The sequence below is a fragment of the Synechococcus sp. WH 5701 genome (genome assembly GCF_000153045.1).
Taxonomy (GTDB): Bacteria; Cyanobacteriota; Cyanobacteriia; order PCC-6307; family Cyanobiaceae; genus Regnicoccus_A; species Regnicoccus_A antarcticus.
The window spans coordinates 528,187-551,189 of sequence record NZ_CH724159.1 but is presented as its reverse complement, the minus strand read 5'-3'; the positions used below and the strand labels follow the sequence as shown (position 1 = coordinate 551,189).

The following is a 23,003-nucleotide window of genomic DNA, read 5'->3' as shown; positions in this document are numbered from 1 at the left end:
GCGCACTGATCAGGGGTTCGCAGGGGTGGGTGTACGAGCAGCGATGAACTGCTTCTTGTCAATGAACCGGCTGAGGTAGTAGATGGTTAAGTGACTGATGACGTCACCCTTGCCGACTTGTCCAGAATCCTGGGGAAGCCCAGGTCAAGCCCAGGGCAAGGTAATGAAGGCATGGGGTTCATTGGTTCAGTCAGCCGGCGTGGAGAGCCTCGAGAATCAGGCTGAGGTTGGATGCCGCGCTCAATGTGTCCGGGTGTCCCTCGCCCAGCACCCGGCGCCGGACCTCCAGCACGCGTTCCTGAAGAGCGCGTGCACCGATGAGGTCGCCCTGTGCTCTGAGCGTGTTGGCAAGGTTGTTCATCGATTCCAGCGTCTGTAGTTGCTCTTCGCCCAGCACCCGGCGCCGGACCTCCAGGACGCGCTCGTGAAGCGCTCTGGCGCCGCTTAGGTCGCCCTGCTTTCGCAGTGTGTTGGCGAGGTTGTTCATCGCGATCAGCGTGTCCAGGTCTTCCTCGCCCAGCACCCTGCGCCTGTCCTCCAGCACGCGCTCGTGAAGCGCTCTGGCGCCGCTGAAGTCGCCCTGTGCCAGGAGCGTGTTGGCGAGGTTGTGCATCGAGGTCAGCGTGTCGGGGTCTTCCTCGCCCAGATCGGCCCGATCCATCGCGACCGCCTGCTCGAGGTACTGGCGTGAGGCGGCGAACCCCGCTGGCCCGCGTCGCAGATAGACCCCCAGGCGTTCAACCAGCCAGCTGTAGTTGCGTCTGTTCAACCAAGGCTCTTCCCTGAAGGCCGCGAGGCGCTGGATGTTCGAGGTGAGCGCAGCGAAGCGACGCCAGGTGGCCGGATCCTCGGGTGCGGCCGGACAGGCCTTGTTCAGCACAGCGACCAGCATCGGCCCGTCGAGGTTGGCCTCCGCCAGCCGGCAGCAGACCACCTGCTGCGTCAGGCGGTGCATCGTCAGCGCCTGCTCCTGCTCCTGCTCCTGATGAGAGGCTGAGGCGGGGCTGCCGCCGAGCGTCGTGATGGTGTCGCGCTCGGCAAGGCCGAAGCGGAGCCGCTCGCTGATGACCCGGTCCCAGGCGATGGTCTGCACGGCTGCGGTGCCGAGTTCGGTGGGAAGTCGACGAGAAGACGCAGATCCAGGCGCTGGATCGAACCCAACCGCTGCTGCCCATGGGCCTGGGCTGTGTGGAGGGCGTCACCCACCACTACATCCGCCACGGCACCACCACACTGTTTTCCGCCCTGGACGTGGCCACTGGCGATGTGATGACCCAGTGCAGACCGCGCCACCGGCACCAGGAGTTCCTGGGGTTCCTGCGCCTGATCGAGAAGTCCGTTCCCGAGGATCTGGACGTCCATCTGATCGTCGACAACTACTGCACCCACAAGCACACCAAGGTTCGCTCCTGGCTGGCGCAGCGACCGCGCTTCCACGTCCACTACACGCCCACCTATGCCTCCTGGCTCAAGCAGGTGGAGCGCTGGTTTGGGATCATCACCCAGCGGGCCATCCGCCGGGGCAGCTTCTCGAGCGTCAAAGAGCTGATCGCCAAGATCGAGCAGTTCGTGGCGGCCTACAACAAGACCAAGGCCCCTTTCAACTGGACCGCAACGGCCGATTCAATCCTGGAGAAACTCCAGCGACTTTGCTAACAAATCTCCGGGACACCACACTAGGGCAGTTTCCCCATTTTCGCAGGGACGGCCGGATTTATCAGCAAACTCCTAAAAGTCAGCCCTGTAGATGGTGCTTCAGGCCATAGAGCTGACAAAACAGCGGATGAATCCAGCACTTGGTTACCGCCCGGAGATATTGGTATCTACACCAGCCATGATTGCCACATGGCTGTCGTTGGCCTCAGCCCTCAGCAGTGCCACCAGCGGCTGCTGATCGCTGAATGAGCTGGTGAAACAACACACCTAGATGTCGAACATGCCAGGATTGCGGCACTCGTCAACCATCAAGACTTTCAATCGCCTTTCGATATTAACGTCTCGTATATTTTCATTTATCTTGTGCTTGAGATATCGAAGAAACTGTTTGATCTCATCTTTTTCAAGCAACTTGTAATCGTCTGCGTCTACATTTAGATCTTGGAGGCCGAGTCTCATGCGTACGTTTTCTTCAAGTTGTACGAGAGCCGTAGGTATGTCTAGGAGAGCGATATCGTGATTACCAGAGAGCTCCGGGTTCCACACGAAGGCCTTCACTTCACGCCCATCGGCTTCAAGAGTAACTGGCAAAATTATTTTCTTAACTTTCAAACGCTCAACTCTGCTACGATTAGCTAATCGAACTTTATTTGGAATTACGATCTCTAGACTTAGATCATCCGCACCGACGCAGAATGGAGGCCCCTCTGTTACCTTTCCTTTCAGTGTTGGCATTATAAAGTTGTCGAAGTATCCCGTAACAAGCCCCCTAGTCGGAGCCATGCTATTTAAGGGCGCTCGGAAGAAGTTTGTTAGTGGATTTTCTTGAATCTGCGATTCTTCTTGACGTTTTAAAGTATCCTCAATCACATCTCTGAGTTTTTCAATAGCCTGATCTGTTTCGCCTGTCGTTACAGAGAAATACCGATACTGGGCACGGTCAAATGCCATTTTATCATTTTCTTTGCGATTTTCATCAGCTTGTGATTCGACTTGTTCTACTCCCTCGTTCTTATTTTGCTTGACCAGTACGCAGGCTCGACCCATAGCATCTAATATAGCAATTTCATACAGTACGTTTGGATTGTTCCCTGTTGTATCAGCAACCACAAGCTCCGCACGATCGGCAGAGCGAATCACATGATCCATGATGTTTCCGATTTGTTGTACATCAGGAGTAAATACTTTGAAGTTCTTGTCTTTAAGAATTTCGGACACCACTTTGTTGGCAAGCCAATGGAGCTTCGGCAAGTGATCTGGATTCATTGGCCCAATCACGAAGCAGGTTTTCATGGAAAAGAGTAATATCTTTAAACAGTGTAGACTCCTTTAAAAAGGCTGTCATTAAGCTCTTATCATACCCACAAGGATAACCTCATGGAAGAAACATCAGAATGGAACCCTTGCGGCCCACTGAATTAGGATGGAGGCTGCCTTTGTGTAGCCATACTTTTCCAGCATGCTGGCGCCTTCGATGACCGCCTGAATAGCAATCATTCTTTGCTCAGTGTTTGCTTCGCTCCCAGACTGGTATATCTTCATCATGTTGCTCTGTGCCTTTACCAATGGCTCAGGGTCGTTGCTGTCGGGTTTGCCAGGCATCGCTATGCCCGTCCGTTCAGAGGGAGGCAGCAGTCCACGTAGGCCGGCTTGAATCAGCAAGGCAGATGGAATTAGATCTGGTTCGGATGATGAAGGATCCTGCCGGCCGCTCCTCTTGATTGCATTCACCATTTCACCTGTCCGCAAGCTTGCGGTAGCAACTGGATCAAAGGGTGTATCAAATCCTGCGGAGGAAGCTATCATAAAGTGGAAGTCATTATCAACATTACGTTGCGCTGTTCGTGTTGATTCAACCTTTTCCATTCCTGAAGCCGGCGGTAGCAAGTGTGCTGGAAGCACCACCAACGAACCAGTGAGGATAAGTGGCGTGACGAGAAACTTAATCATGTCTATCAAAAAGGGTGAGGCTAGCGCCCCTCCGAGTGGTGTAACTCAGGAGGTCCTGTGACCCTTTATGGAGGGTGAACAGGAGCAGTCAAAGGCTGACTGCGTGGAAGCTGATTGCGCAGCTCCAGCTATCCATTATGGCCCCTGATCGCTGAATTTGCAACTCAGTGATCGAGGATTCTTGGTGTAATGCGGCTGGCGGCTGCATCGGCTGATTCTGCCGGATCACCATCGGTGAGCTCCCGCGGCTCCTCGGGGTCCGGGATCTTGGTCATCGTGGCCTCGGAGAATAAGCGCACGCCGCCGCTCCAGCTGCCATTCCTCCTGCTGCTCCAGCAGCTGGCTGCCTACCAGCCGCACGATCGCCGCGTCGTTGGGGAAGATGCCGACCACGTTGGGGCGGCGTATGGTCTCCTTGTTGAGGCGCTCGAGTGGGTTCGTGCTCCAGATCTTGCGCAAGTGCTCCTGGGGGAAGTACAGGAAGGCCAGCACATCGTCACGGGCGGCTTCCATCACGGGCACGGCGCCGGGGAACTGCTTGCGCAGCATCTCGGTTCCCTGCTGCCGGTGGGCTCTGACCTGCTCAGGCTGGATCACGAACACCGCTCATGGCCGCCGGCCGACGCATCTACATGGCCGCCGCTACTAAGTCTTTGTCAACCTTTGGGACGTAACTCAGGAGACTGACTGCCCGAAACATCTCAGGCGAGACGCTCATGCGACAACCAGCTGCGGCGCCTGCAGTGGCCTCGGCCGCCGAGAGGATCACCCCCAAGCGCAGGAGCAGGCCAAACCACTTCTTGGATCCCTTCTTGCGGTAGTACCAGCTGATCGAAGCACTGCATTCCTGCATCACAAAGTCATACAGCCTCCGCAGCGTTTCCTCCTGATTGCCAGCGCTCCAATCCAGCTCAGGGGGGAAAGCGCTTGGTGAGAGATCGTAGGCCTGGTTCATTCCGAGATCCAGTGTTCTGCCAAACGCCTCGCCGGTACACTAGCCTTTATCTTCCAGGCCAACCCATGCCAGCGGCTGCCGGACGTCTTGCTCTTCACCTCTTTGTGATGGTGACAGGAGTTGCAGCGTGGCCGGCCTTGAGCCAGGCCCAGGTGAGGCTGCCTCCCCCTGCCCCACAGATTCCTCGTGATGCATGGAAAGACTGTGCCTACAACGGCGAGACGATCGGCTGCATCGACGCGCAGCTTGCCGAGGGCTTCCGCGTGGCTTGGAAGGATGGCCTGCGGATGACCTACACCCGCCTGACACGCAGAAACCCCACAGAACCCCAGCACTATCGCGACAGGCTGGGGGGAATCTGGAGTGAAGAGATCTTCCAGCAGGGCAACAAGGAACTCACGAACGTGAGCACGGGCAACCGCATCTTCATCCCCCTGCGCTTTCCCTGCAAGCCTCCCCTGAAAGGGGAGGTCGGCTACTGCCATCACTGAACGGACTCGGGCTCAGGCCGGGATCAGCTTCTCGCCGGTGACCTCCTCCAGGGCCTTGATCGTGGCGGGGCCGGCAATGCCGTCCGCGGGAATCCCCTTCGCCTTCTGAAACTCCGACACCCGGCGCTCGGTGTTGGGGCCGAACTGGGAGTCGGCTGGGAGATCTGCTGGGGTGAGGCTCAGGGCCTTGCGCAGCATCAGTTGCAACCGACCGACCTCCGTGCTCATCATCCCGCGTGTGAGGGCCAGCGGGGCCCCGAAACCCATGGCGGGGGAGCGATCCACGCAGGCAGCTGTGCTGGGCCCCCATTGCCCATCCACCTTGATCTGGTTGGCAGGATTGTGGTCGTTCCAGAGTTCCTGGAAGGCCTCCACCTGAAGTTCGCCGAGGTCCACACCACCGGGGCTGTAATCGAAGTGCATGGGGTCGAAGGAACCGATCCATCGCCAGCCATGACGCTCCATAAAGGGTCGCCAGCCTGCGGCATCCTCCACGTCGATGGCCAGGCCACTGTTGTGGTTGCTGTTGGGAGGAGGTGCGGCCGCCATAATCCCGCAGATGCCCCGCTGCTTCTGCTCAAAGAGCATATATTGCTGCATCGGTGTACGCAGGCAGCTGTTGATCAGCAGCTTGCTGCCCCGTTCCTCCACGACCTTGACAAGATCCTGAAGGGCTTTCTTTTGCAGATAAGGATTGTTCTGCTTGCCGCTGCAGTCAATAAGGGGATGATTGATCCGTGCCAGAACACCCGGCTTGTCCGCCATCAATTTCTGCAGCACCTGCTCGGACAATCCCTGAATCAGGCCGGTGCTGCAGGCTGGGATCTGAGCACCGACCTGAGAGCTCCTCGGCAGGGGGCGTGACGCCGTAGCCATGCCCGGTGCGGAGGCTGGTGCCGGAGCAGGGATGGCGGTTGCCGGCCTCGGAAGGGGCGGCGCCGTGGTGGGGGTGCCCGCCACCGGCGGAGGCACCAACGCACCGGTGAGTCGCCTGCCGGTCGTGAACGCTGTGGAGAACGAGGCCAGCCCGTGGGTGCCCCCATTCACGGCACGCCGGGCCTCGGCGAGGTCATCAATGAGCAGGGCTCCACGAACCCGGCGCTCCTTGTTCTTCAGGAACGTTGCCAGGATCAGGGCGGCGACAGCGGGTTCATTGGCCTTGGCGGGATCGGCGATCAGATTCACACCGATCTGATCGCCGATCCGCTGATAGTTGTTTCGGCCCGTGAGCTGCACGAATCCGCGACCCTTGAAGTCGGCTCCATCAGTGGGGCCCTGGTTGCCCAGATCGGAGCGATTGTCGTAAAGGCCGAAGGGTGGGCCTCCGGGTGCCGTGTTGAACCTGGACCTGAATTCATCGATCGGCTCGAACCCCTCCGTTTCGGCGCGGATGGTGGAGAGGGCCATCAGCAGCATGTCGCGATCGGCGAGGCTGACCCTCCGCATGGCCTCGAGAACATGGGGGAGATGGGTGCTGATGTTGCGCCGTGGTGTGGCCGAGGAGAACATCTGGGCCACCAGTTCCACGCTGAACAGTGCCGTGGCATCCGGCCGCGCGTCGTCAGGCAGGATCTCCTCCTCAAGCGCCCCAAGCGTTTCCACGCCGGCAATACCGTCGGCGAACAGGCCTTCACTCTTCTGGAAGGCGATCACCGCCGCTTCCGTTCCAGGCCCGAAGGATCCATCGATCGCTCCGGGATCGAACCCAGCTTTCTTCAGGCTGGTCTGAAGAGAGCTCACCCGATCACCGCTGTCGCCTCGCCGAAGTGCCATAGCTGGGAGCCATGCAAAGGGGGATGGAGGGAGAAGAGGGATGACCCAACAGATGGGTGACTCCTCTCCACTCAGTTATGACCACAAGGCGTCTGGAGGCGCTCTCGATTCATCATTCGTAATGTGTATGTGCCGCCTGAGGCCCTTCATGACGCTGCGCACGAACTGGAGATCCTTACCATCGAGTTCTGGCCGTCCCCGTACCCCTCGTGGTTGCCCATCCTGATCCATTAGCTGGCCGCAGCCGTCGGGCACGATTGCGGCGGCTCGCTGCCGTTGTGGGCCTTTGTTGTCCGATCGTCCTGATCAACGCGTCTGCTCAGGCCCAGTTTTCACCACGTTGCCGGCTCAATGGACACGAAGTGTTCTGTGCGATGGCGGCTTACGGCACCGGCTCCGATGGCTGGCAGAAGACAACGGTCGTCCTCGCCGACAGCCGAACCATTCAGCTGCACCACAACGACCACAATTGCAGGCCAGCGCAGCCCGCAAACGAGAGCATCTGCCCAGCACGGCTGACCATGATTGATTCGAAGGGATCCCACACGTTCTTCGGCACCTACCGGTTGCGAAGCTACGAAGGTGGCGTTACCCATGAGTATCAGGCAGGCCCCGTGGATCTGCAGTTCTTCTACATGGATTGATCATCTTCACGTCATTTCAACCCTGTCTGGCTCTGTGGTGCCACCCAACAGCCCGAGATCTCACACCTCATACCTCCCCAGCCCAATGCCCGCCACACGCCGATCGGTCGTGAACGCCTGAACCAGCCGCATCCCGTCGAGGGAAGAAGTTTCGCTCACCTCGCCGCTGACCACGGCATCAGCGAGTGCACTGACCGCAAGTGGCTGGTGCGCGTTGGGCGGGGCGATCTGTCACCCGATCACCGGCGATCCGCGTCGGGGTACCTCTCCTGGATTCGGCCACGGGAGGCTCCACGTCGCCGTTGGCGAGAAGGGAGCACCACGGCGGGGTTGCTGAGCGGCCCGGAAGCCAAGAGCGCTAATGCCACCGGGTGCTCAGCAACAACGGATCGGCCCAGAAGACCCATGGCTGGCAAGCAGCCTTGCAGACACGCGATTGGAGAACCCTGTGATGCAGAGATTGAGCTCAAGGAGGGCTTGCATCGGCGCGAGCCTGCCAGTTACTCCTTGATGCCTTCTCGCCCTCAGCAGGCGCTGCTGAGCTGCTGGCATATTCATGGTGGCGCATCACGATCAGCGGGAACTCAAGCTGCCTTCTGCGGCATACAGCTCACAGAAGGTGGGATTGAGGCAATCAAGGGCATGATCCGCCAGTTTCCGGATCCGCCGCAGCGGATGACTGGCCGGGATCCGATCCTTGATCAACACGTAGGAGAACAGAGAGCCGCTGCGCTCCCGTTGACCTCGCATCTCAGCTGGGCAGTTGCCCCTTTTTCGCAGGGGGGGCGGGTTTTTCAGCAAATTCTTAAGGCCCTCCGCCACGGCGCGGGCCGTGGCGGAGGTGCGGATGCCGCCGAGCTTGGTGCGGCGGGCAAACCAGGCGCCCACCCCCGCGAGGAAGTACAGCACCGTGCCCCACCCCGGCGTCGGGCCCCAGGGGGTCGGCAGGTCAGCCGCCTGCCCCGCCGCCACCGCCAGGATCGCCGTGGCGATGGCCAGGACCAGGGCAATGCGCCGGGCCCGGACGATCCGCTGCCGCAGGCGGTTGGCCGTGAGCGACCAGATCCTCTACCGCGCCCAGGCGTTGCGCAGGGCTTCCTCGAGGACAGTGGAGAGAGTCGTCGAGGGTTTCTCAGCCATCGAGGCCCTGCCACCGCGCCTGGCGCAAAACCTAGATCGCCTCCGATAATATAGCCAGTCATGACCAGCTCCTGACTCTCAGTGCCTCATCAAGGGCTTCGATGCCTTCGCCAAGGCCATCGAGCTCGATGCCCTTGGCAACGAGAGTGCCCTTCAGAGAATCACGAAAGGTCTGAACCTGCCAGGCCGCAGTTGAAGCATCAATTCCCTGGCGGAGTGAGGCAAGAAATTCATCTTTCCGGTGGCGGTAAAGTTGTATTTCCGCCAGATCGAAATAGCACCATGGGGTATCGGCGGGAGGAGTGGCCATGGTCTGCGCCCTCCGAATATCTTCTGCGTGCTGCAGTTGTTCGCCTGCGGCCTCCAGATCCATCTTTCCAGTGTTGAGCGCTTCCAGTTTCAGGGCATTGAGGAGTGGGTAGGGATGGCCACCGGAGAGTTTCGCTGCATGAGCGTACATCTGATGAGCGGCGGCGAGGTCCTGACGTACGTTTTTCAAGAGGCCTCCAAGTGATGACCAGGCATCAAAGTCTTCAGGGATCAGCAGGGTCGCTCGCACCAAGGCATCGTGTCCATCGGGCAACCACCCGGCCTTGGTGCGTGCATTGGCTGGAATCATCCGGGCAATCAAGCCTTCAACGACACCCTTTTCCCGCCATGCTTCACCATAGTTGGGGGCCAGTTTGGTGATCATGGTGAAGTCACCCAGCGCCTCGTAATATTTCCCCTGGCTCTTCAGTGTCAGCGCGAGTCGCATGCGAGCGATGATGTTCAGTGGGTCAAAACGAAGTGCACTCCAGTAGTTGATTCGCGCCATTTCGAGATCGCCGAGGCGAGTCGCCTCTTCACCGTCACGCATCAACTGCTGAACAAGCTGCTTGGTCCACCGCTCTTTCGCTGCTTGCGGATCCACAATGGGAGGCTCCCCGGCAGCAGCGGGTTGGGAGGCTCCGGCAGGAATGTCCGCCGGCTGTGCCCCTACGGAAGGAGCCCGAGAGGGTGCGACAACCGGCATGAGGGGAGCCGCCCACTGCGCTCGCAGAGCAAGTCGGACCGGACTGTCAAGCCGGTTACGCCGGAGCGACTCGGACAGCACCTGCGTGATAAAAATACGCGAATCGTCGACCTGATCCGGTTGTTCATGACGATATTCGAAGATCTTGATTGTTCGGATGTCGAAGGGGATTTCATGGCCGGCCTGTCGGAACACCACCGTGCCCGACTCCTGCACACTGTGACGGGCACCGATTTCATAGAAAACGTTGGGATTGAAGCCACTGATATCCGCAAACGCCATACGGCTGTACATGATGTACTCGAACATCTCCTGGTTGATCGAGGAAGAGAAGGCATCCATATCGGTGCGTGCCGGAATCAACTCTCGCCCCTCAGGCGTTTTCACATTGCGGATCGCAGGCTCAAAGATCTCGTTGTAGATTGCGTTGAAGTCCACCTGCTTGCCGCCAACATCTTTCTTGCCGAATGGCATGATCACAAAGCAGGTTATCTCCAGCTCGGCCATTCGCTCCGACACCCGTGGAGCAGTGTTGCTCAATCGAAGATCCATAGCGCAACAAACAGATCACTGGGAAAGACCACTGGCCAGGAACCAGGCGGTCATCAGCCACGCTAGATGAGGTGCTGATCGTTGCGCCGCACTGACAGGCGGGGGAGATACCGGCGCCGGCGAGCGGGGATGATGGGCGTGAACCACGAGGCTGACGCCGCCCATGTCATCGGTGACATCCCCGTGCCCCTAACCCCGGGCCTTCCGGGCACCGAGCCTCGAGGAGCACCTTGCCGGCTCAGGCTGCAAGCGGATCCTTCTCTCGATGGCGAGGGTGTGCGGAGCATTCTCACGCTGGGGATCCTCCGCCCCATCGAGAGTCTGCTACGCGAGCGCCATGGGGATGATCCGGCTTTCCGGCTCTGCGATTACTTCGATCTATCGCCGGCACCTCCACCGGCTCGATCATCGCCGCCCTGCTGGCCCAGGGCCTGCGTGTGGATGAGGTGATTGAACTGTATAGGAACCTGGCGAAGTCGGTGTTCATCCGGCCCTGGTGGCGGCTGGGACTGTTCCAGCCCCGTTACAACAAAGCCGCCCTTGAGGGATACCTGAAAAAGAGGCTCGGTGCCGCTTGCCCCCTCGGAGACAGGCAAAGCCTGCGCACCGGCCTGCTGGTTGTGACCAAGCGGCTCGCCACCGGCAGCCCATGGCCGCTCACCAACAACCCCCGCGGCAGATATTTCAACGCCCGTTCAGGCAGCCACCCCATTCCCAACGCCGACTATCCCCTGTGGAAGGTGGTGCGGGCCTCCACGGCCGCTCCCACGTTCTTCGCGCCGGAGTGAATCGAAATCGCCAATGGCTCCGAGGCCAGAGCCGTGCGGGGGAACTTCGTGGACGGAGGGGTCCGCCTCCACAACAATCCATCACTGCAGGCCTACCTCTGCGCCACGCTCAAGGGGTATGGAATGGTGTGGAACACCGGAGCGGACCAGCTGCTCATCGTGTCGGTGGGAACGGGACGCACCCTGGAGGCCCGACACCCCTCGACGATTTCTGTTGTGAGCGGAGTGAGCGCCCTGCAGAGCCTGATGGATGACTGCTCCGCCCTGGTGGAGGCGCTGATGCAGGGGATGGGGGAATGACACCAGCCCCGACGCATCGATGCGGAACTGGGCACGCTTCCCCCCAATGAGCTGGTGAGCGAGCCGCGATTCCGTTACCGACGCTACGACGTGAAGATCTACTCCGATCCCAACCCCCGCGATGGCATCAGCGATGATGCCTTGCACAGGGAGGCGTTGGGCGGCGTTGCCGATAGGGAGCGGGTGTTGAAGCGCATAGCCCGCATGGACGATCCGTCCACCCTCCAGCAGCTCCTCAAGCTTGGCCTCCTGGCTGGGGAGAGCAAGGTGGGGAAGGATGACTTTCCTGCGCTGTTCGATCTACCCGCCGCGGCCACGCCATCCCCATCGTCCGCAGCGGCGGCAACCTCAACAGGGCGCAGGCCCTATCAAAGGCAGCCTGGATTGCCGGTGCAGGCGATCCAGCTCACGCTCCTCACCGAAGGCTTCCACTACGACAAATGGGGAGGGCGACAGACCTGCATAGCCGGCGACTGGATCGTGAACAACCACGGCGATGTCTACAGCATCGATGCCGAGACCTTCGCCCTCACCTATCGTCCGGTCGGCGGCGGTTTGTACGAGAAACACACCACCATCTGGGCAGAGCCGGCCGCTGCCGATGGCGTGGTGACCACCAAGGAGGGTGAAGCCACTACCGCACCGGTGATGTCCTCGTGTTCAACCAGCCCGACGGCCAGGACCCCTACGCGATCTCCCGCGAGAAATTCGAGCAGCTCTATGAGCCATTGGAGGACAACGGGGACGACGCGAAGGCCATGAGACCCTGATGTGTCGGTTGTCCCGTGTCAATCAGGTTGATGCAAAGCGCCCCTCAAGCCAGATTGTCGTCGGATAGTCGGTGGACAGGCGTGGGTACCGGCAGAGGCTTGTCCTGCCTGCCGCAGCGAGCCGGCATCCCCCTGCCTGGCCTCAGACCTCCCAGATCTGGCGAAGGTCGATCGCCAGCCCCGGGAACTCCGGGCCCCCTCCAGCAGGGTGAGATCGCTGAGCAGCCGGGGCTCCCTCTCCCCCGCCGAACGCACCTCCACACAGCGGGTCTGACGCAACAGCAGCCAGCCCAACCGGGCGCCGTTGGCGAGATAGGAAGCCATCTTCCGCCTCAAAGCCTCCCACGGATCCGACGGGCTGGCCAGCTCTACCACCAGATCCGGACACAGCGGCGGGAAGCCCTCCTGCTGGGCCTCGCTCAGCGCCTGCCAGCGATCCAGGCGCACCGCGCTGGCATTGGGGCTGCGGATCGAAGCATCGGGCAGAAGTAAGCCGGTGGAGCTGTCGAACAGCTTCAGCGGCAGACGGCTCTGCTCCACCGCAAGCCAGAGCAGGGCTCCGAGCATCTGGTTGCGGGCCCCTCTGGAGCCGACTGTGGCGGTCATCTCGATCAGGGTGCCGTCCGCCTCGAGTTCCAGCACCGCCTCCGGATTGGTGGCACATACCTCGGCGAACTGCGACGGCGTGAGGTGAAGCGTGGGGGCAGGGTGAGCATGGGGCCCTGCGGAGGGAAGGGTCTGGTGGGGCAGCTTAGTTGCGAAACCTGGCCGGCCAGGCGTCAGTGCTCTGAACCTGTGGGCCGATGCCCCGTGAGGAAGCACTCAGCGACATTCACCCATCAGGCTGAGCACCTCCTGGGAAAAGGTCCGGAACCGGTACAAAGCGGACCTTTGCGGAACGGTGACCACCTCAGGCGGCTGGCGGGGGCAGATCTGACGTTCGGTTGTGGTGAACCCGGTACCTGGGGGTGAAATCCCGAGGGCAATCGAGCAGCGGCGCCACACGGAACAGCCGACAGCCGAGAGCAGAAAGGACCCAAGGGCCAAGGGCTTGAGGGAATCAGGGCCTAAGAATGCCCTGGGGGGAGGCAGCAGACGCGGAAGCCGACGCAGTTGACGTGGTCGCCCGGGCGGCCGCGGCACCGGGAGGCCGAGCGGCAGTCCCTGGGCTTGTTCTCCCAGGAGCCGCCGCGCAGCAGCCTCGTGTCATCCTCCGGATTCAGCCAGGCGCTCCCATCCTCCGGCGCCCCCTCATAGCTGTCGTGCCAGTGGTCGAGACACCACTCCCACACGTTGCCGTGCATGTCCTGCAGGCCCCAGGCGTTGGCCGGGAAGCTCCCCACCGGCGTGGTCTGCTCCCGGCAGGGGCCCCCGTCGCCATAGACGAAACGCCCGTCATAGTTGGCCAGGTCAATGGTGATCGTTTCGCCAAAAAGAAACGGCGTGGTGGTGCCCGCACGGCATGCGTATTCCCACTGGGCCTCGCTCGGCAGCGTGTAGGTGCGGCCGGTGCGCTGGCTCAGACGGGAGCAGAAATCCATCACCTCATGCCAGCTCACCTGCTCCACCGGGCGCTGGTCGGTGTTCAACTCTCCCTCCAGCAGGCGGGTCTCCTTCTCCACGCCCTGGAACGTGGAGGGATCGCGGTAGGGATCGGGGTTCAGTTCCCGGCCCCAGCTCTCGCCCTCCCGGGGTTGCCAGAGCGCAACAGCCCGCCACTGGGCCTGAGTGATCGGTGTCTGGCTCATGAAGAACCCCTCCAGTCGCACCAGGTGCAAGGGGCCTTCATGGTCGTAGAGCTTCGACTCGTTCTCGGCTGAACCCATCTGGAAGTTCCCCGCCGGAATTTCCACCAGCGTGAGCGCCACCCCTGGCGTCAACTCCTCAAACCAGGCCCCCTGCGCTCCCTCAGGTCGCAGAGGTGGAGGGGAGCTGGCTTCCCTGGGGATCGGCCCCAGCTTCAACCTCACCAGCCGCGTACTCACCGCCAGGCCATCAGCCTCCAGCGTCGCGCTGGGAACCAGCAGGGTGCAATCTGGTGGCCCGTGGGAGGTTCCCCGCCTCTGCTGGAGATGCAGGAGGTCAGTGGCGGCTGTGGTGAGCATCTTCAGTTTCTCCCCAGCCAGCTCACGATCGGCCTGCTCCCTCAGCTGCTCGCCATTCAGCAGGCCCCTAAGTGCCTGCTCCGCCATGGCGCCACCAGACGTTCCCATCAGACGTGCTGCCATACGGCGCTCCTGGGGGAGTCGATCTGCATCGAATAGGACCACGCTCAGGGTCTCCTCCGCTGTCTGGAGAGCACTGGGGTCGTCCTCGGCCAGGCTCTGCAGGCTCCGGAGAGCATCGAGACGGACCTTCACTGGGGTTTGCGGGCTTTCCACGTCTTCGCAGAGCCGCTTCACCCGCCGCCGCTGCTCCAGCTCCATCCGGCTGTCCTGCAGCCATTCCTGAAACCGGGGCCAGGTGCGCAGCAGGGCCTCATGGGCCACTTCGATGGTGCCCTCCTGCTTGCCGGAGACCAGCAGCCGATCCTGCACGAACTCCCGAAGAACGGGGTGGCAGGCCGGAGGCACTTCACTCCAGAGGGCCGTGCGGCGGGTGACCCCACCCTCGTCATTGAGGCGAGCCAGTTGCAGGAAGGCCGCTCGCAGGGCGTCGAGCTCCTCCTCGGTCCGCCGTTCCGGTGCGAGGACACGGTCGGCGGCCCGTTGCACGGCATGCTTCAGGCCCCCATGGGTCAAATACTCCGCCTCGGTGAGATCGCCATCCTCTTTTCCGTGCTTTTCCCATAGGTCCCACAGCGTGTAGGCCAGCAGCGGCAAGGCATCGCCGGTGTTCGTCTCCGCTGCCATCCGTTGGCTCAGGCCCGGTTCCAGATCGAGGCCCACCCTGCGGGCCGGGCCTTCGATCACCTGGAGGAAGTTCTTCTCCCGCATCGGTCCAAGCAGATACTGGTCGGCCGGACCGCTCAGATCGGCTGGATGGAGCTGAAACGCACCCAGGAAGTCTGAGCGAAGGGTGGCCATCACCAGCACCAGGCCTTCGTCATGGCGGAGAAGGCCGCCCAGGAACGTCAGGAACTGATCCGCGTCGCCGGCATTGCGCCCACCCTCGGATGCCCCTCTGTCCGCCAGGAGTTCTTCCAGCTGATCGATGACGATCACCACGGTGGCCTCCCGCCGACCGCTTCGGCGGCGGAGCTGTCGCAAGAGTCGCCGGAACGATTCCACCGACCTCGGCACCTCAGGTGGGCTCTCACCAAGTCTTTCGAACGCAGCGGCGAGCACGTCTTCCAGCTCTTCGAAGGATTCAGCTCCAGGACGGAACGGCTCCAGCACCAGCCAGGTGGCGGGATCCTGCCGCAGCTGGGGAACGACCCCGGCCCGCACCAGCGACGACTTGCCACTGCCCGACGCCCCCAGGACCAGCAGCAGGGAGCCTCCCCGCCGGCGCAGGCTCCGCAGCCGCTCCACCACCTCCTCGCTTTCCCGATCCCTGCCGAAGAACAACGGCGCATCGATCTCCTGGAAGGCTTTAAGGCCGGGATAGGGAGGTCGATCGGGGGCGAGGGGCAACTTGTCCTTCCACTCGAGGCAGGTGGCGAGCCCCTGCGCCAGGCGCTGAAATCCCAGCTCAGGGTTCGTGCGGAAATCAATCGCCTGGATGTGCTGGAGGAGCTTGGGAATGGGAAGCTCGCTCGCAGGGTGAATCTGCAGTGGGATGAGAGCCTTGCCCTGATCTGTGGCGATCGCCACCTCCGACAGACACCACTCGGAGGCCACGAAGTTTTGGCTGCAGAGGGCAATCACCGCCCGGCTGAGGCGCAGCTTCTGGTAGAGGGTTGTCCTCCACTGGCGCCCGCCAACAATGCCCGCCTCTGGGTCGAAGTCGAGGAACAGCGACCCGTAGCCCTGTTCCTCGAGCCAGGTGGCGATCCGCTTTGCCCAGGCGTTGTCCTTGCTGCTGTGGCTGATGAAGATCGCGCTCAATGGGTCACACGAAGCCGGCCAGATGATCGAGGCTCACGTTCTTCTGCGCATAGGCCGCTCCCACCCGCTGGAGCTCGGGAATCAGGGAGACGTCATCCATTTTGGCCAGCTTCTCCACCATCGGCTTGAGGCTATCCCTGATACGTTGCTTCTCCTCCATGCTCATCGTTTCAAATTCTTTAAGGCTCACATCAGCCAGACCAATCTCAATCAATCCCTCCGCGTTGGTGAGGGGGTCGTAGCGCACATAAGCGAACTGCTTGGCCCCCGTCCAGTTGCTCTGATCCGCCGGCGTAAGAGGCTCTTGGATCATGGCGCCGAACTCGCGGTCCACCTCGCCCCCGAAACGGCATTCGCCCATCACACGGCAGACCATGTCCCAGCCCGCAATGGCGGCATTCATCAACGCCGAGGGAATCGTCTTGGCATGATCGAGCAGCCAGAGCTCCTCCGGGCGGAGGTCCGGCCGGGCGGCAGGGGCATTGCCCGTGCCAACCGACACGATCAGCAGCTGATCGACGCCTGTCTTCCAGTTGATGTGGTAGGGCTTGGCGGTGGCCATCTGGAAGGCCAGGTAAGCCGGGTTGTTGTAGGTGGTGATGCCCCCGTCCACGAACACGAACTGATACTCCCTGTCGGTCCCTGGCGCGAAGCTGACCATTTCCGGAGGGAAGAACGTGGGCGCCGCCGTGCTCGCCCTCACCAGCTGCCAGAGCGGCAGATGGAGGTTGCAATCTTTGCGATCGAGTTGATTGTATTTCGCCAGGGGATTGTTGCACACCGGCCAGGGAGAATCGGTGCTGTGGTTGCGCAGCACAAGCATCAGCAGACCCCGCAGCCTTGGATCACCGAGTTCAACGGGGGGTGCGCTTTCGTTGAAGATGGAACCGGGGCCGTTGAGCTGACAGGTCAGCGCCTGCTGCAGCAGCAGGGCTAGGGGTTCAGCTTCATAATTCTGATGTAGCTTCATGTACCACTTGGCCCGCTCGAACATGCTGGCGCCGTTGTTCACGTAGAAGTCGCGAACCTGGCTCATCGACATCCCGGATGACAGGCATGCGGCGATGATGCCCCCCGTGCTGGTGCCGCAGATGAAGTCAAAATAGTCGCCCAGCAGCAGATCGGGCTGGCCCAGGCTCTGCTGCAGGTCGTGCTCCAAACGGGCCAGGATCTCAACACTGATGAGCCCCCGGATGCCGCCCCCATCACACGCCAGGATCTTCTTGGGCCCTTCTTGAGTCATCCGGGCCAGGATGGGGTGATTCGCGGGGACGTCAGTCATGATGTCGTGATCCTCGGGGCAATCAACGGGCCTAAGTGGAAGGTAGGGAGCGTGTGTCGATCCAGCTCACCCGCCCGGTGCGGCGTTGCACTTCTTGATGGAGATGGGCCGTGCCGCCAGGGCCATCGCCTACAGCACCGTTCCAGAGGGCGATGAACCGCACACGATCAATGCCGCAGGCCAAAGCGGAATTCAGTACCCAGAGATTGCAGCGTTCAAAGGCATTCACCTGCGGCGGAGTGGGTCCGAGCTCCACGGGCATCAGACGGATGGGCAGCGTCAGTTTCTCCTTCATGGCGTAGTAGCGATCACGCCACTGGTCTCCATGCACCGAAGGCAGCACCGAGCGCTGCAGGAACGTGGCCTCATCAAAAGGCAGCAGCACCTGGCATCGCACCTGCCTCTGCAGGGCGGCCTCCAGGAAGATCAGATCACCGCCCGCGGCTGCCTGGCAGTAGGCGATGTCATCGCCACCGGCGCCGAGGGCATCGAGGGCAGAGCCGATTCTCTCCGTGGCTGCGGCCTCCATGGCGGCCGGGAACCGGGGCTGGGGGCGATCGGGTGTATCCATCATGTGGCCGCTGAACAAGATGGCCTGGCGAGGCCGCCAGCGAACCGTGGCGGGCTTCGTTTTCTCGATGGCACGATCGAGGGCTGTGATGGCCGCACTCACTGTTTCAGGCCGGAACTCAATATCCTGCAGGAGCAGCAACTGGGTGCGCACGGATTCGAGCGCAAAACGATCCTTGTCATTGCGGGCGATGGCCTTGCGATAGGCAACCTGTACCCCCTCGGGGTTCCCCACCAGCACCTCAAGATCAGCAAGGGTGGCCAGGGCCCAGAACTGCTGAGCGGGATCCGCCTCGGACTCGGCGGCGAAGCGCACCGCCCCCGCCATCACCTCCATCTGGTGCACACGGCTGCGCTCGCCGGTGAGATGGCGGGCAAGATGCATCAGGGTGAGAGCATTGATGCCGGAGTAATAGTGAGCCGGATTGGTGCGAAAGGCCGCCGCGTACTGATCCATCGCCATCGTGAGCAAGTCGATTGCTTCGGCGGCCTCCGCCCGATTCTGCTCCGGCGTGCCATCGGGACTGTGCCAACCTTCTACCCAGGCGTCCTTGTCCACCCGGGCGGCAAGGGCCCTGGTTTCTGAGTCCTTCGGGTTCGCTTCGAGGACCTTCTGGTAATGGTCACGAGCCCGATCGAGGCTGTGGCCCGGCTCCCCGGTGATCGCCAGGCGCTGAAGACAGATGCCCTTCTCCTGGAGTGCCTTGATCTGGGTGGGCTCGATGGCCAGGCCTTTCTCCAGCTGCTCCAGGGCGAGCCGGAATCGCTCTGCCTTGCGCAGAGCGGTGCCGGCAGCAATCCAGGCCTCGGCACGGAACGCGGCCACGGGGCCCTCATCGGCGAGCACGAGCATGTCACCGATGTGGTCGGCTCGGCGGGCCCGCTCGATTCGCTCCAGCCAGGCATCATGCTGCTCCCAGAATTCGCGTACGTCCCCAACACGCAACCTCGTCCAGTCGGGCTCCTGAAGATTGGGCAACAGGGCATACACTGGGCTGATCCGCCGGCCCTGCCAGCTCTCCATGGTGGCCCGCACCATGTCCGCCAGGTTCTCGATATCGCTCGGCAGGGTGGTGGGATCGGGAACACCATCAAGCAGGCCGTAGCGGAGTTTTCGGTCTGGTTGGAGATCAAAGGCCGTGGGGACCTTGCCACCGCAGATCAGCACCACCCCTCGGGCGCGCAGGGCGTGGCGAACGCCGAGCTCATACCAGACATTGGGATTGTCGATGGTGAGATCGGCCACCACCAGATCGGCGAGCAGCAGTTCCTGGAACATGTCGCTGTGGATGTTGCCGGCACGCTGCTCCTTGTCAGCGCGAAACGGTTCCAGACCAGCCTTCGTCAGGGCCGGATGAATCAAGTCGGTGTAGATGTGATTGAAGTCAATCGGCACCCCATCGCCTCCAGGCTTGCGACCGAAGGGCATGACCACGAACGCATGCGGCAGTACTGGCATGGGGAGTTACGCATTCAGGCACTGAACCAACCCTAGCCAAAATCAAAGATCTGACTGATTTGATTGAAGGATTACACAACGCTGGATCGACATGAATGCTTTGCGTGTTGGTGGAGCGGCTAACGGCCAACCAATCTCTTGACGCTCAGGCAGGCCTTGCCTACTGTTGGAACAAGATGGTGATGGCATGTGAGACCGTTATCTTCAGTTCGTAGACGTCACTCCCAAGCCGAAGATCTTCATTCTGAACTTCTTGGGCCTTGGCGAAATGCCTGAATCACTGGAGCGATTCTGGGAAGACCTGCTGCTCTTCGTGGAAGAGGGCAAGGTGATTCCTGTGATCGGCCCGGAGCTGGTGGCTGTTGAAGAGGGTGGAAATTCGATTCCTTTGTATCACTGGCTCGCCCGAAGCCTGGCGGAACGAATCGATTTGCCCTTCTCCGATCTTCCGGATCCGTTTGACCTCAACGATGTCGTGGCTCAGAGCATCCGCCGCGGTGACGAGCGGGATGAACTCAATCCGAGGCTTCTCCAGATCCTCCGCAAGGCGCCCACGACACTCTCCCCGGCCCTCCGTGCCCTGGCCAGTATTCCCACATTCAAAGTCTTTGTGTCCCTCACCTTCGATAGCCAACTGGAGCTGGCCCTAGCCCAGGCTTGTCACGGTGCGAAGCCCAGGACGATCGCCTGCGCGACCAATACTGTCCATGATCTGCCGGAACCCTATGAGGATCTGGATGAGCAGGTGATCGTTCAGCTGCTCGGCCGTGCATCTTCAACGCCCGATTACGCCATCTGCGACGAGGATCTGCTGGAGTTCCTGCACGCGCTTCAGGATGGCCAGCGGCGCCCGGTCAAGCTCTTCGATGCGCTTCGAGCCAACCACCTGCTGTTCCTCGGTTGTGGCTTCGGCGACTGGCTGGCACGTTTTTTCCTGCGGACGGCAAGGGGAATGGCTCTGTCACAGAAGCGCAAGCGATGGGTCGTCATGGCCGATGAGCGGGCAACCAGTGAGCCATCCCTGGCCGAGTTTCTCTCCTGTTTCAGTGCCGATTCCCATGTACTGGAGATGTCGGCGGGTGCGTTCGTCGAGGAATTGTCGCAGCGGTGGCATGCGGCGCATCCTGTTGAAGCCGGGGCGGAGGTTGGGGCGATGCAAGCGACAGCGGGTGAAACGGGACCGCGGGAGGGTGCCGTGTTCGTGAGCTATGCGAGCGAGGATCGCAACGCCGCCCAGCGCCTTGCGGAAGGCTTGCGAGCGGCCCGCCTTGACGTGTGGTTCGATCAACACGAGCTCAGGCCCGCCGATGACTGGGCCCTTTCAATCGAGCGCGGCATCGAGCGCTGCTCACTGTTTCTGCCCGTGATCTCTCACGCTTCGTTGGCTGAGGAGAATCGGCGCCGCTACTTCTGGCGCGAGTGGAACGCCGCCAGCAACAGGGCAGGTGGAATGGCTCCCGATGAGGAGTTCATCGTTCCCGTGGTGGTGGACGATACGCGGCTTGATCAGAGCCTTCTCCCCGAGAGCTTCCGCCGCAAGCAAGGCCCTTCTCTGCCGGGGGGCGAACTCACCCCCGAGGTGGCCCAGCGCCTCACCGAGATCGTGCGGAACTTCCACCGCCGGCTCAGGGATACCTCGCGATGAGCGATCTCTCCCATGCCCATCTCAGCGGCGAAGAACCCTGGCCGGGCCTCGCCTGGTTCGAGGAGGTGGATCAGCCGTTCTTCCGTGGCCGCGCCGCGGAGACGGCCGAGCTGATTCGCCTGGTTCGGCGAGAGGCGCTCACGGTGCTGTTCGGCCGCTCGGGCCTGGGCAAGACCTCGCTGCTGAAGGCCGGGCTGTTCCCGGCACTGCGTGCGGAGGATTTCCTTCCCGTCTACATCCGCCTCGATCACGCCGCCGAAGCGCCGTCGTTGCGCCAGCAGGTGTGGCAGGCCCTTGGGGCGGCTGTGGAACGGGAAGGTGTGCAGGGCTCAAGGCCCCGGCCGGAGGAGGAACTCTGGACCTTTCTGCACCGCCGCGATGCGGAATTCTGGAGCGAACTCAACCGGCCGGTCATACCGGTGATCGTGTTCGATCAGTTCGAAGAGATCTTCACCCTGGGCCAGCAGGAGGAGAGCCTGCGGCAGCGGTCTGAACTCTTCCTTGATGAACTGGCCGATCTGGTGGAAAACCGGCCTCCAGCTTCAGTGAAGCAGCAGCTCGAGCAGGAACCCGAGGCCGCCGGCCGCTATGAGTTCCGTCGTGCCACGGCGAAGCTTGTCCTCAGTTTCCGTGAAGACTTCCTCGCCGAAATCGAACGGCTCAAGACGGCGATGCCCTCGCTGATGGTGAACCGCCTCCGCCTGCTGCCGATGAACGGAACCCAGGCCTATGCGGTGGTCACCGAAGCCGGTGGCCGACTGGTGGACGACGAGGTGGCGCGTCGCCTCCTGCAGCTGACCTGGAAGAACGCCCCTGATCCGCCGGCGGATCCGGCGGAATTCCCGCAGATGGAAATCGACCCCGCCCTACTCAGTGTGGTGTGCCGGGAGCTCAACACCAAGCGCCTTGAGGCGGAGCCACCGCTGGAGCGGATCACCGCCGAGCTGATGGCCGGTGCCGACCGCGAGATCCTCAAGGGGTTCTACGAACGGGGCATGGAGGGGCTGGATCCAGGGGTCCGTACCTTCGTGGAGGAGGAGCTGATCACCCAGCAGGGCTACAGGGACAGCCACGACTGGGAGGACGCCCTCGTGCTTCCCGGGGTCACTGCAGAGGAGCTGGAATTGCTGATCGCCCGCAGGCTGCTGCGAGCGGAAGAACGTCAGGGGCGGCGACACCTGGAACTAACCCACGATGTGCTGGCCAGGGTGGTGAAAGACAGTCGCGACGATCGCCGCGCGCGGGAAGCGGAGGCGGCTCAGGCAAAGGAGGCTTTGGCGGCTGCGGAACGGGATATGACAAGGAAACTTCTATGGTTGAGCAGTGTATATTTGGTGATTAGCGCAGTCCTCCTCGCTATTCTATATAATGAGTGGCAAAGGGCGGACCATAATCTAAAAGAAGCTCAACTCAACCTCAAAAAATACGAGGAACAAAAGACAGTCAATCAGCGGCTTTGTGAGCAGATCCCGACCCAGACGATTAACCAAAAAGCTCTGGATCTCTGCGAACACGAGCAACTTGTAATATCCTATGAAGGGCTGGATCTGAAGCCAAGAATAGATTCCCTAGGGAACACGGTCATCGGTTTTAACCATGTCCTTACTGAGAAAGAAGTATCCACAAAAAGGATCAGCATCAAGGGTAAAGAAATTAATTTTCAGGGCGGAATAACAAAAATACAGGCAGAAGATCTGCTCAATCAAGACCTTGAACCCTCTCGTAAGCTTGTGAAGGAACTGGTCAAGGTCCAATTAAATAGTAATCAGAAGACAGCACTTGTTCAATTCATCTTTAGCATTGGCTTAGAAGCATTCAAAGAATCCGAATTGCTGAAAGTCCTTAATGAAGGCCGGCATAATGAGGTACCAGACCAAATGAGACGATGGACAAATGTGGGCGACAAAGCAAGCCTTGGTCTTAAAAAGAAAAGAGAAAGCGAAATAGAACTATGGAATAAAGCACCATAAGCGACAATCACTCGACTCAAGGTAGCGGCACGGATTGCGCAATAGCATGTCGCT

The 23,003-nt window shown here is 61.0% G+C and carries 17 protein-coding genes and 3 pseudogenes; 8 read left to right on the top strand and 12 right to left on the bottom strand.

Translation table 11 applies throughout. From position 1 onward, the window contains the following. Positions 1–190: 190 nt before the first annotated feature. Positions 191–1,093: a tetratricopeptide repeat protein gene (locus WH5701_RS15650; protein ID WP_006170607.1), complete on the bottom strand. Its 903-nt coding sequence runs from the start codon at positions 1,091–1,093 to the stop codon at positions 191–193. 26 nt (positions 1,094–1,119) lie between these two features. On the opposite strand from WH5701_RS15650, the pseudogene WH5701_RS03700 reads away from it, so the two are divergent. Beyond that, a pseudogene (locus WH5701_RS03700) lies at positions 1,120–1,656 on the top strand (IS630 family transposase); the annotation flags it as partial. A 267-nt stretch (positions 1,657–1,923) separates the two neighbouring features. Here the strand turns inward: WH5701_RS03700 and WH5701_RS17495 are convergent. From WH5701_RS17495 to WH5701_RS15645, 4 genes and pseudogenes are all read right to left on the bottom strand, one after another. After that, a complete protein-coding gene (locus WH5701_RS17495; protein ID WP_156776529.1) occupies positions 1,924–2,949 on the bottom strand; it encodes an STING domain-containing protein in 1,026 nt (341 codons plus the stop codon). 96 nt (positions 2,950–3,045) lie between these two features. Further along, positions 3,046–3,606, bottom strand: a complete 561-nt coding sequence (locus WH5701_RS17490) for a hypothetical protein (protein ID WP_156776528.1) — start codon at positions 3,604–3,606, stop codon at positions 3,046–3,048. Between the two features lie 300 nt (positions 3,607–3,906). Next, a pseudogene (locus WH5701_RS03685) lies at positions 3,907–4,212 on the bottom strand (transposase); the annotation flags it as partial. A gap of 22 nt (positions 4,213–4,234) precedes the next feature. After that, positions 4,235–4,561, bottom strand: coding sequence for a hypothetical protein (locus WH5701_RS15645; RefSeq protein WP_006170601.1), 327 nt, complete (start codon positions 4,559–4,561; stop codon positions 4,235–4,237). Positions 4,562–4,713: 152 nt separating this feature from the next. Here WH5701_RS15645 and WH5701_RS03680 point away from each other — a divergent pair, with 152 nt between their 5' ends. Further along, entirely contained in the window at positions 4,714–5,052 is a 339-nt protein-coding gene (locus WH5701_RS03680; RefSeq protein WP_156776526.1) for a hypothetical protein, read from the top strand. 12 nt (positions 5,053–5,064) lie between these two features. Here the strand turns inward: WH5701_RS03680 and WH5701_RS17125 are convergent, their stop codons facing one another. After that, positions 5,065–6,825: a peptidoglycan-binding protein gene (locus WH5701_RS17125; protein WP_006170599.1), complete on the bottom strand. Its 1,761-nt coding sequence runs from the start codon at positions 6,823–6,825 to the stop codon at positions 5,065–5,067. Positions 6,826–7,034: 209 nt separating this feature from the next. Here WH5701_RS17125 and WH5701_RS17485 point away from each other — a divergent pair, with 209 nt between their 5' ends. Beyond that, positions 7,035–7,469, top strand: coding sequence for a hypothetical protein (locus WH5701_RS17485; protein WP_156776525.1), 435 nt, complete (start codon positions 7,035–7,037; stop codon positions 7,467–7,469). 591 nt (positions 7,470–8,060) lie between these two features. Here WH5701_RS17485 and WH5701_RS17480 read toward each other — a convergent pair. Together WH5701_RS17480 and WH5701_RS03650 are read right to left on the bottom strand one after the other, a co-directional pair. Then, positions 8,061–8,219: pseudogene (locus WH5701_RS17480) on the bottom strand (IS5/IS1182 family transposase); the annotation flags it as partial. Positions 8,220–8,667: 448 nt separating this feature from the next. Then, positions 8,668–10,131, bottom strand: coding sequence for a hypothetical protein (locus WH5701_RS03650; RefSeq protein WP_006170593.1), 1,464 nt, complete (start codon positions 10,129–10,131; stop codon positions 8,668–8,670). Between the two features lie 407 nt (positions 10,132–10,538). On the opposite strand from WH5701_RS03650, the gene WH5701_RS15640 reads away from it, so the two are divergent. From WH5701_RS15640 to WH5701_RS17475, 3 genes are read left to right on the top strand one after another with little or no spacing between them, the layout of a single operon-like run. Continuing rightward, complete coding sequence (locus WH5701_RS15640) at positions 10,539–10,964, top strand: patatin-like phospholipase family protein (RefSeq protein WP_083781811.1); 426 nt, start codon at positions 10,539–10,541, stop codon at positions 10,962–10,964. Between the two features lie 33 nt (positions 10,965–10,997). After that, positions 10,998–11,264, top strand: coding sequence for a hypothetical protein (locus WH5701_RS15635; protein WP_006170591.1), 267 nt, complete (start codon positions 10,998–11,000; stop codon positions 11,262–11,264). Between the two features lie 54 nt (positions 11,265–11,318). Further along, a complete protein-coding gene (locus WH5701_RS17475) occupies positions 11,319–12,026 on the top strand; it encodes a hypothetical protein (protein ID WP_006170590.1) in 708 nt (235 codons plus the stop codon). A gap of 26 nt (positions 12,027–12,052) precedes the next feature. Here WH5701_RS17475 and WH5701_RS03635 read toward each other — a convergent pair whose 3' ends face one another. The 4 genes from WH5701_RS03635 to WH5701_RS03620 all read right to left on the bottom strand — a co-directional run bounded on the left by WH5701_RS03635 (position 12,053) and on the right by WH5701_RS03620 (position 19,334). Next, positions 12,053–12,676, bottom strand: coding sequence for a Uma2 family endonuclease (locus WH5701_RS03635; RefSeq protein ID WP_006170588.1), 624 nt, complete (start codon positions 12,674–12,676; stop codon positions 12,053–12,055). Between the two features lie 425 nt (positions 12,677–13,101). After that, entirely contained in the window at positions 13,102–16,023 is a 2,922-nt protein-coding gene (locus tag WH5701_RS17120; protein WP_006170587.1) for an SUMF1/EgtB/PvdO family nonheme iron enzyme, read from the bottom strand. A gap of 4 nt (positions 16,024–16,027) precedes the next feature. After that, the gene (locus WH5701_RS03625) at positions 16,028–17,305 is read right to left on the bottom strand and encodes a patatin-like phospholipase family protein (protein WP_156776523.1); all 1,278 of its coding nucleotides are present in this window, start codon (positions 17,303–17,305) and stop codon (positions 16,028–16,030) included. A 31-nt stretch (positions 17,306–17,336) separates the two neighbouring features. Beyond that, entirely contained in the window at positions 17,337–19,334 is a 1,998-nt protein-coding gene (locus WH5701_RS03620) for a TRAFs-binding domain-containing protein (RefSeq protein WP_156776522.1), read from the bottom strand. 313 nt (positions 19,335–19,647) lie between these two features. Here WH5701_RS03620 and WH5701_RS03615 point away from each other — a divergent pair, with 313 nt between their 5' ends. Together WH5701_RS03615 and WH5701_RS03610 are read left to right on the top strand one after the other, a co-directional pair. Next, the gene (locus tag WH5701_RS03615) at positions 19,648–20,979 is read left to right on the top strand and encodes a toll/interleukin-1 receptor domain-containing protein (RefSeq protein ID WP_198005124.1); all 1,332 of its coding nucleotides are present in this window, start codon (positions 19,648–19,650) and stop codon (positions 20,977–20,979) included. Beyond that, positions 20,976–22,949, top strand: a complete 1,974-nt coding sequence (locus tag WH5701_RS03610) for a lysozyme (protein WP_006170582.1) — start codon at positions 20,976–20,978, stop codon at positions 22,947–22,949. The genes WH5701_RS03615 and WH5701_RS03610 overlap by 4 nt, the downstream gene beginning before the upstream one ends. The last annotated feature ends 54 nt before the right edge of the window (positions 22,950–23,003 follow it).

Bases quoted from the DNA above. Each gene is read 5' to 3' on its own strand.
- WH5701_RS17495 (WP_156776529.1), bottom strand. From the start codon at position 2,949: ATGAAAACCTGCTTCGTGATTGGGCCAATGAATCCAGATCACTTGCCG.
- WH5701_RS17490 (WP_156776528.1), bottom strand. From the start codon at position 3,606: ATGATTAAGTTTCTCGTCACGCCACTTATCCTCACTGGTTCGTTGGTG.
- WH5701_RS15645 (WP_006170601.1), bottom strand. From the start codon at position 4,561: ATGAACCAGGCCTACGATCTCTCACCAAGCGCTTTCCCCCCTGAGCTG.
- WH5701_RS17125 (WP_006170599.1), bottom strand. From the start codon at position 6,825: ATGGCACTTCGGCGAGGCGACAGCGGTGATCGGGTGAGCTCTCTTCAG.
- WH5701_RS03650 (WP_006170593.1), bottom strand. From the start codon at position 10,131: ATGGCCGAGCTGGAGATAACCTGCTTTGTGATCATGCCATTCGGCAAG.
- WH5701_RS03625 (WP_156776523.1), bottom strand. From the start codon at position 17,305: ATGACTGACGTCCCCGCGAATCACCCCATCCTGGCCCGGATGACTCAA.
- WH5701_RS03620 (WP_156776522.1), bottom strand. From the start codon at position 19,334: ATGCCAGTACTGCCGCATGCGTTCGTGGTCATGCCCTTCGGTCGCAAG.
- WH5701_RS03610 (WP_006170582.1), top strand. From the start codon at position 20,976: ATGAGCGATCTCTCCCATGCCCATCTCAGCGGCGAAGAACCCTGGCCG.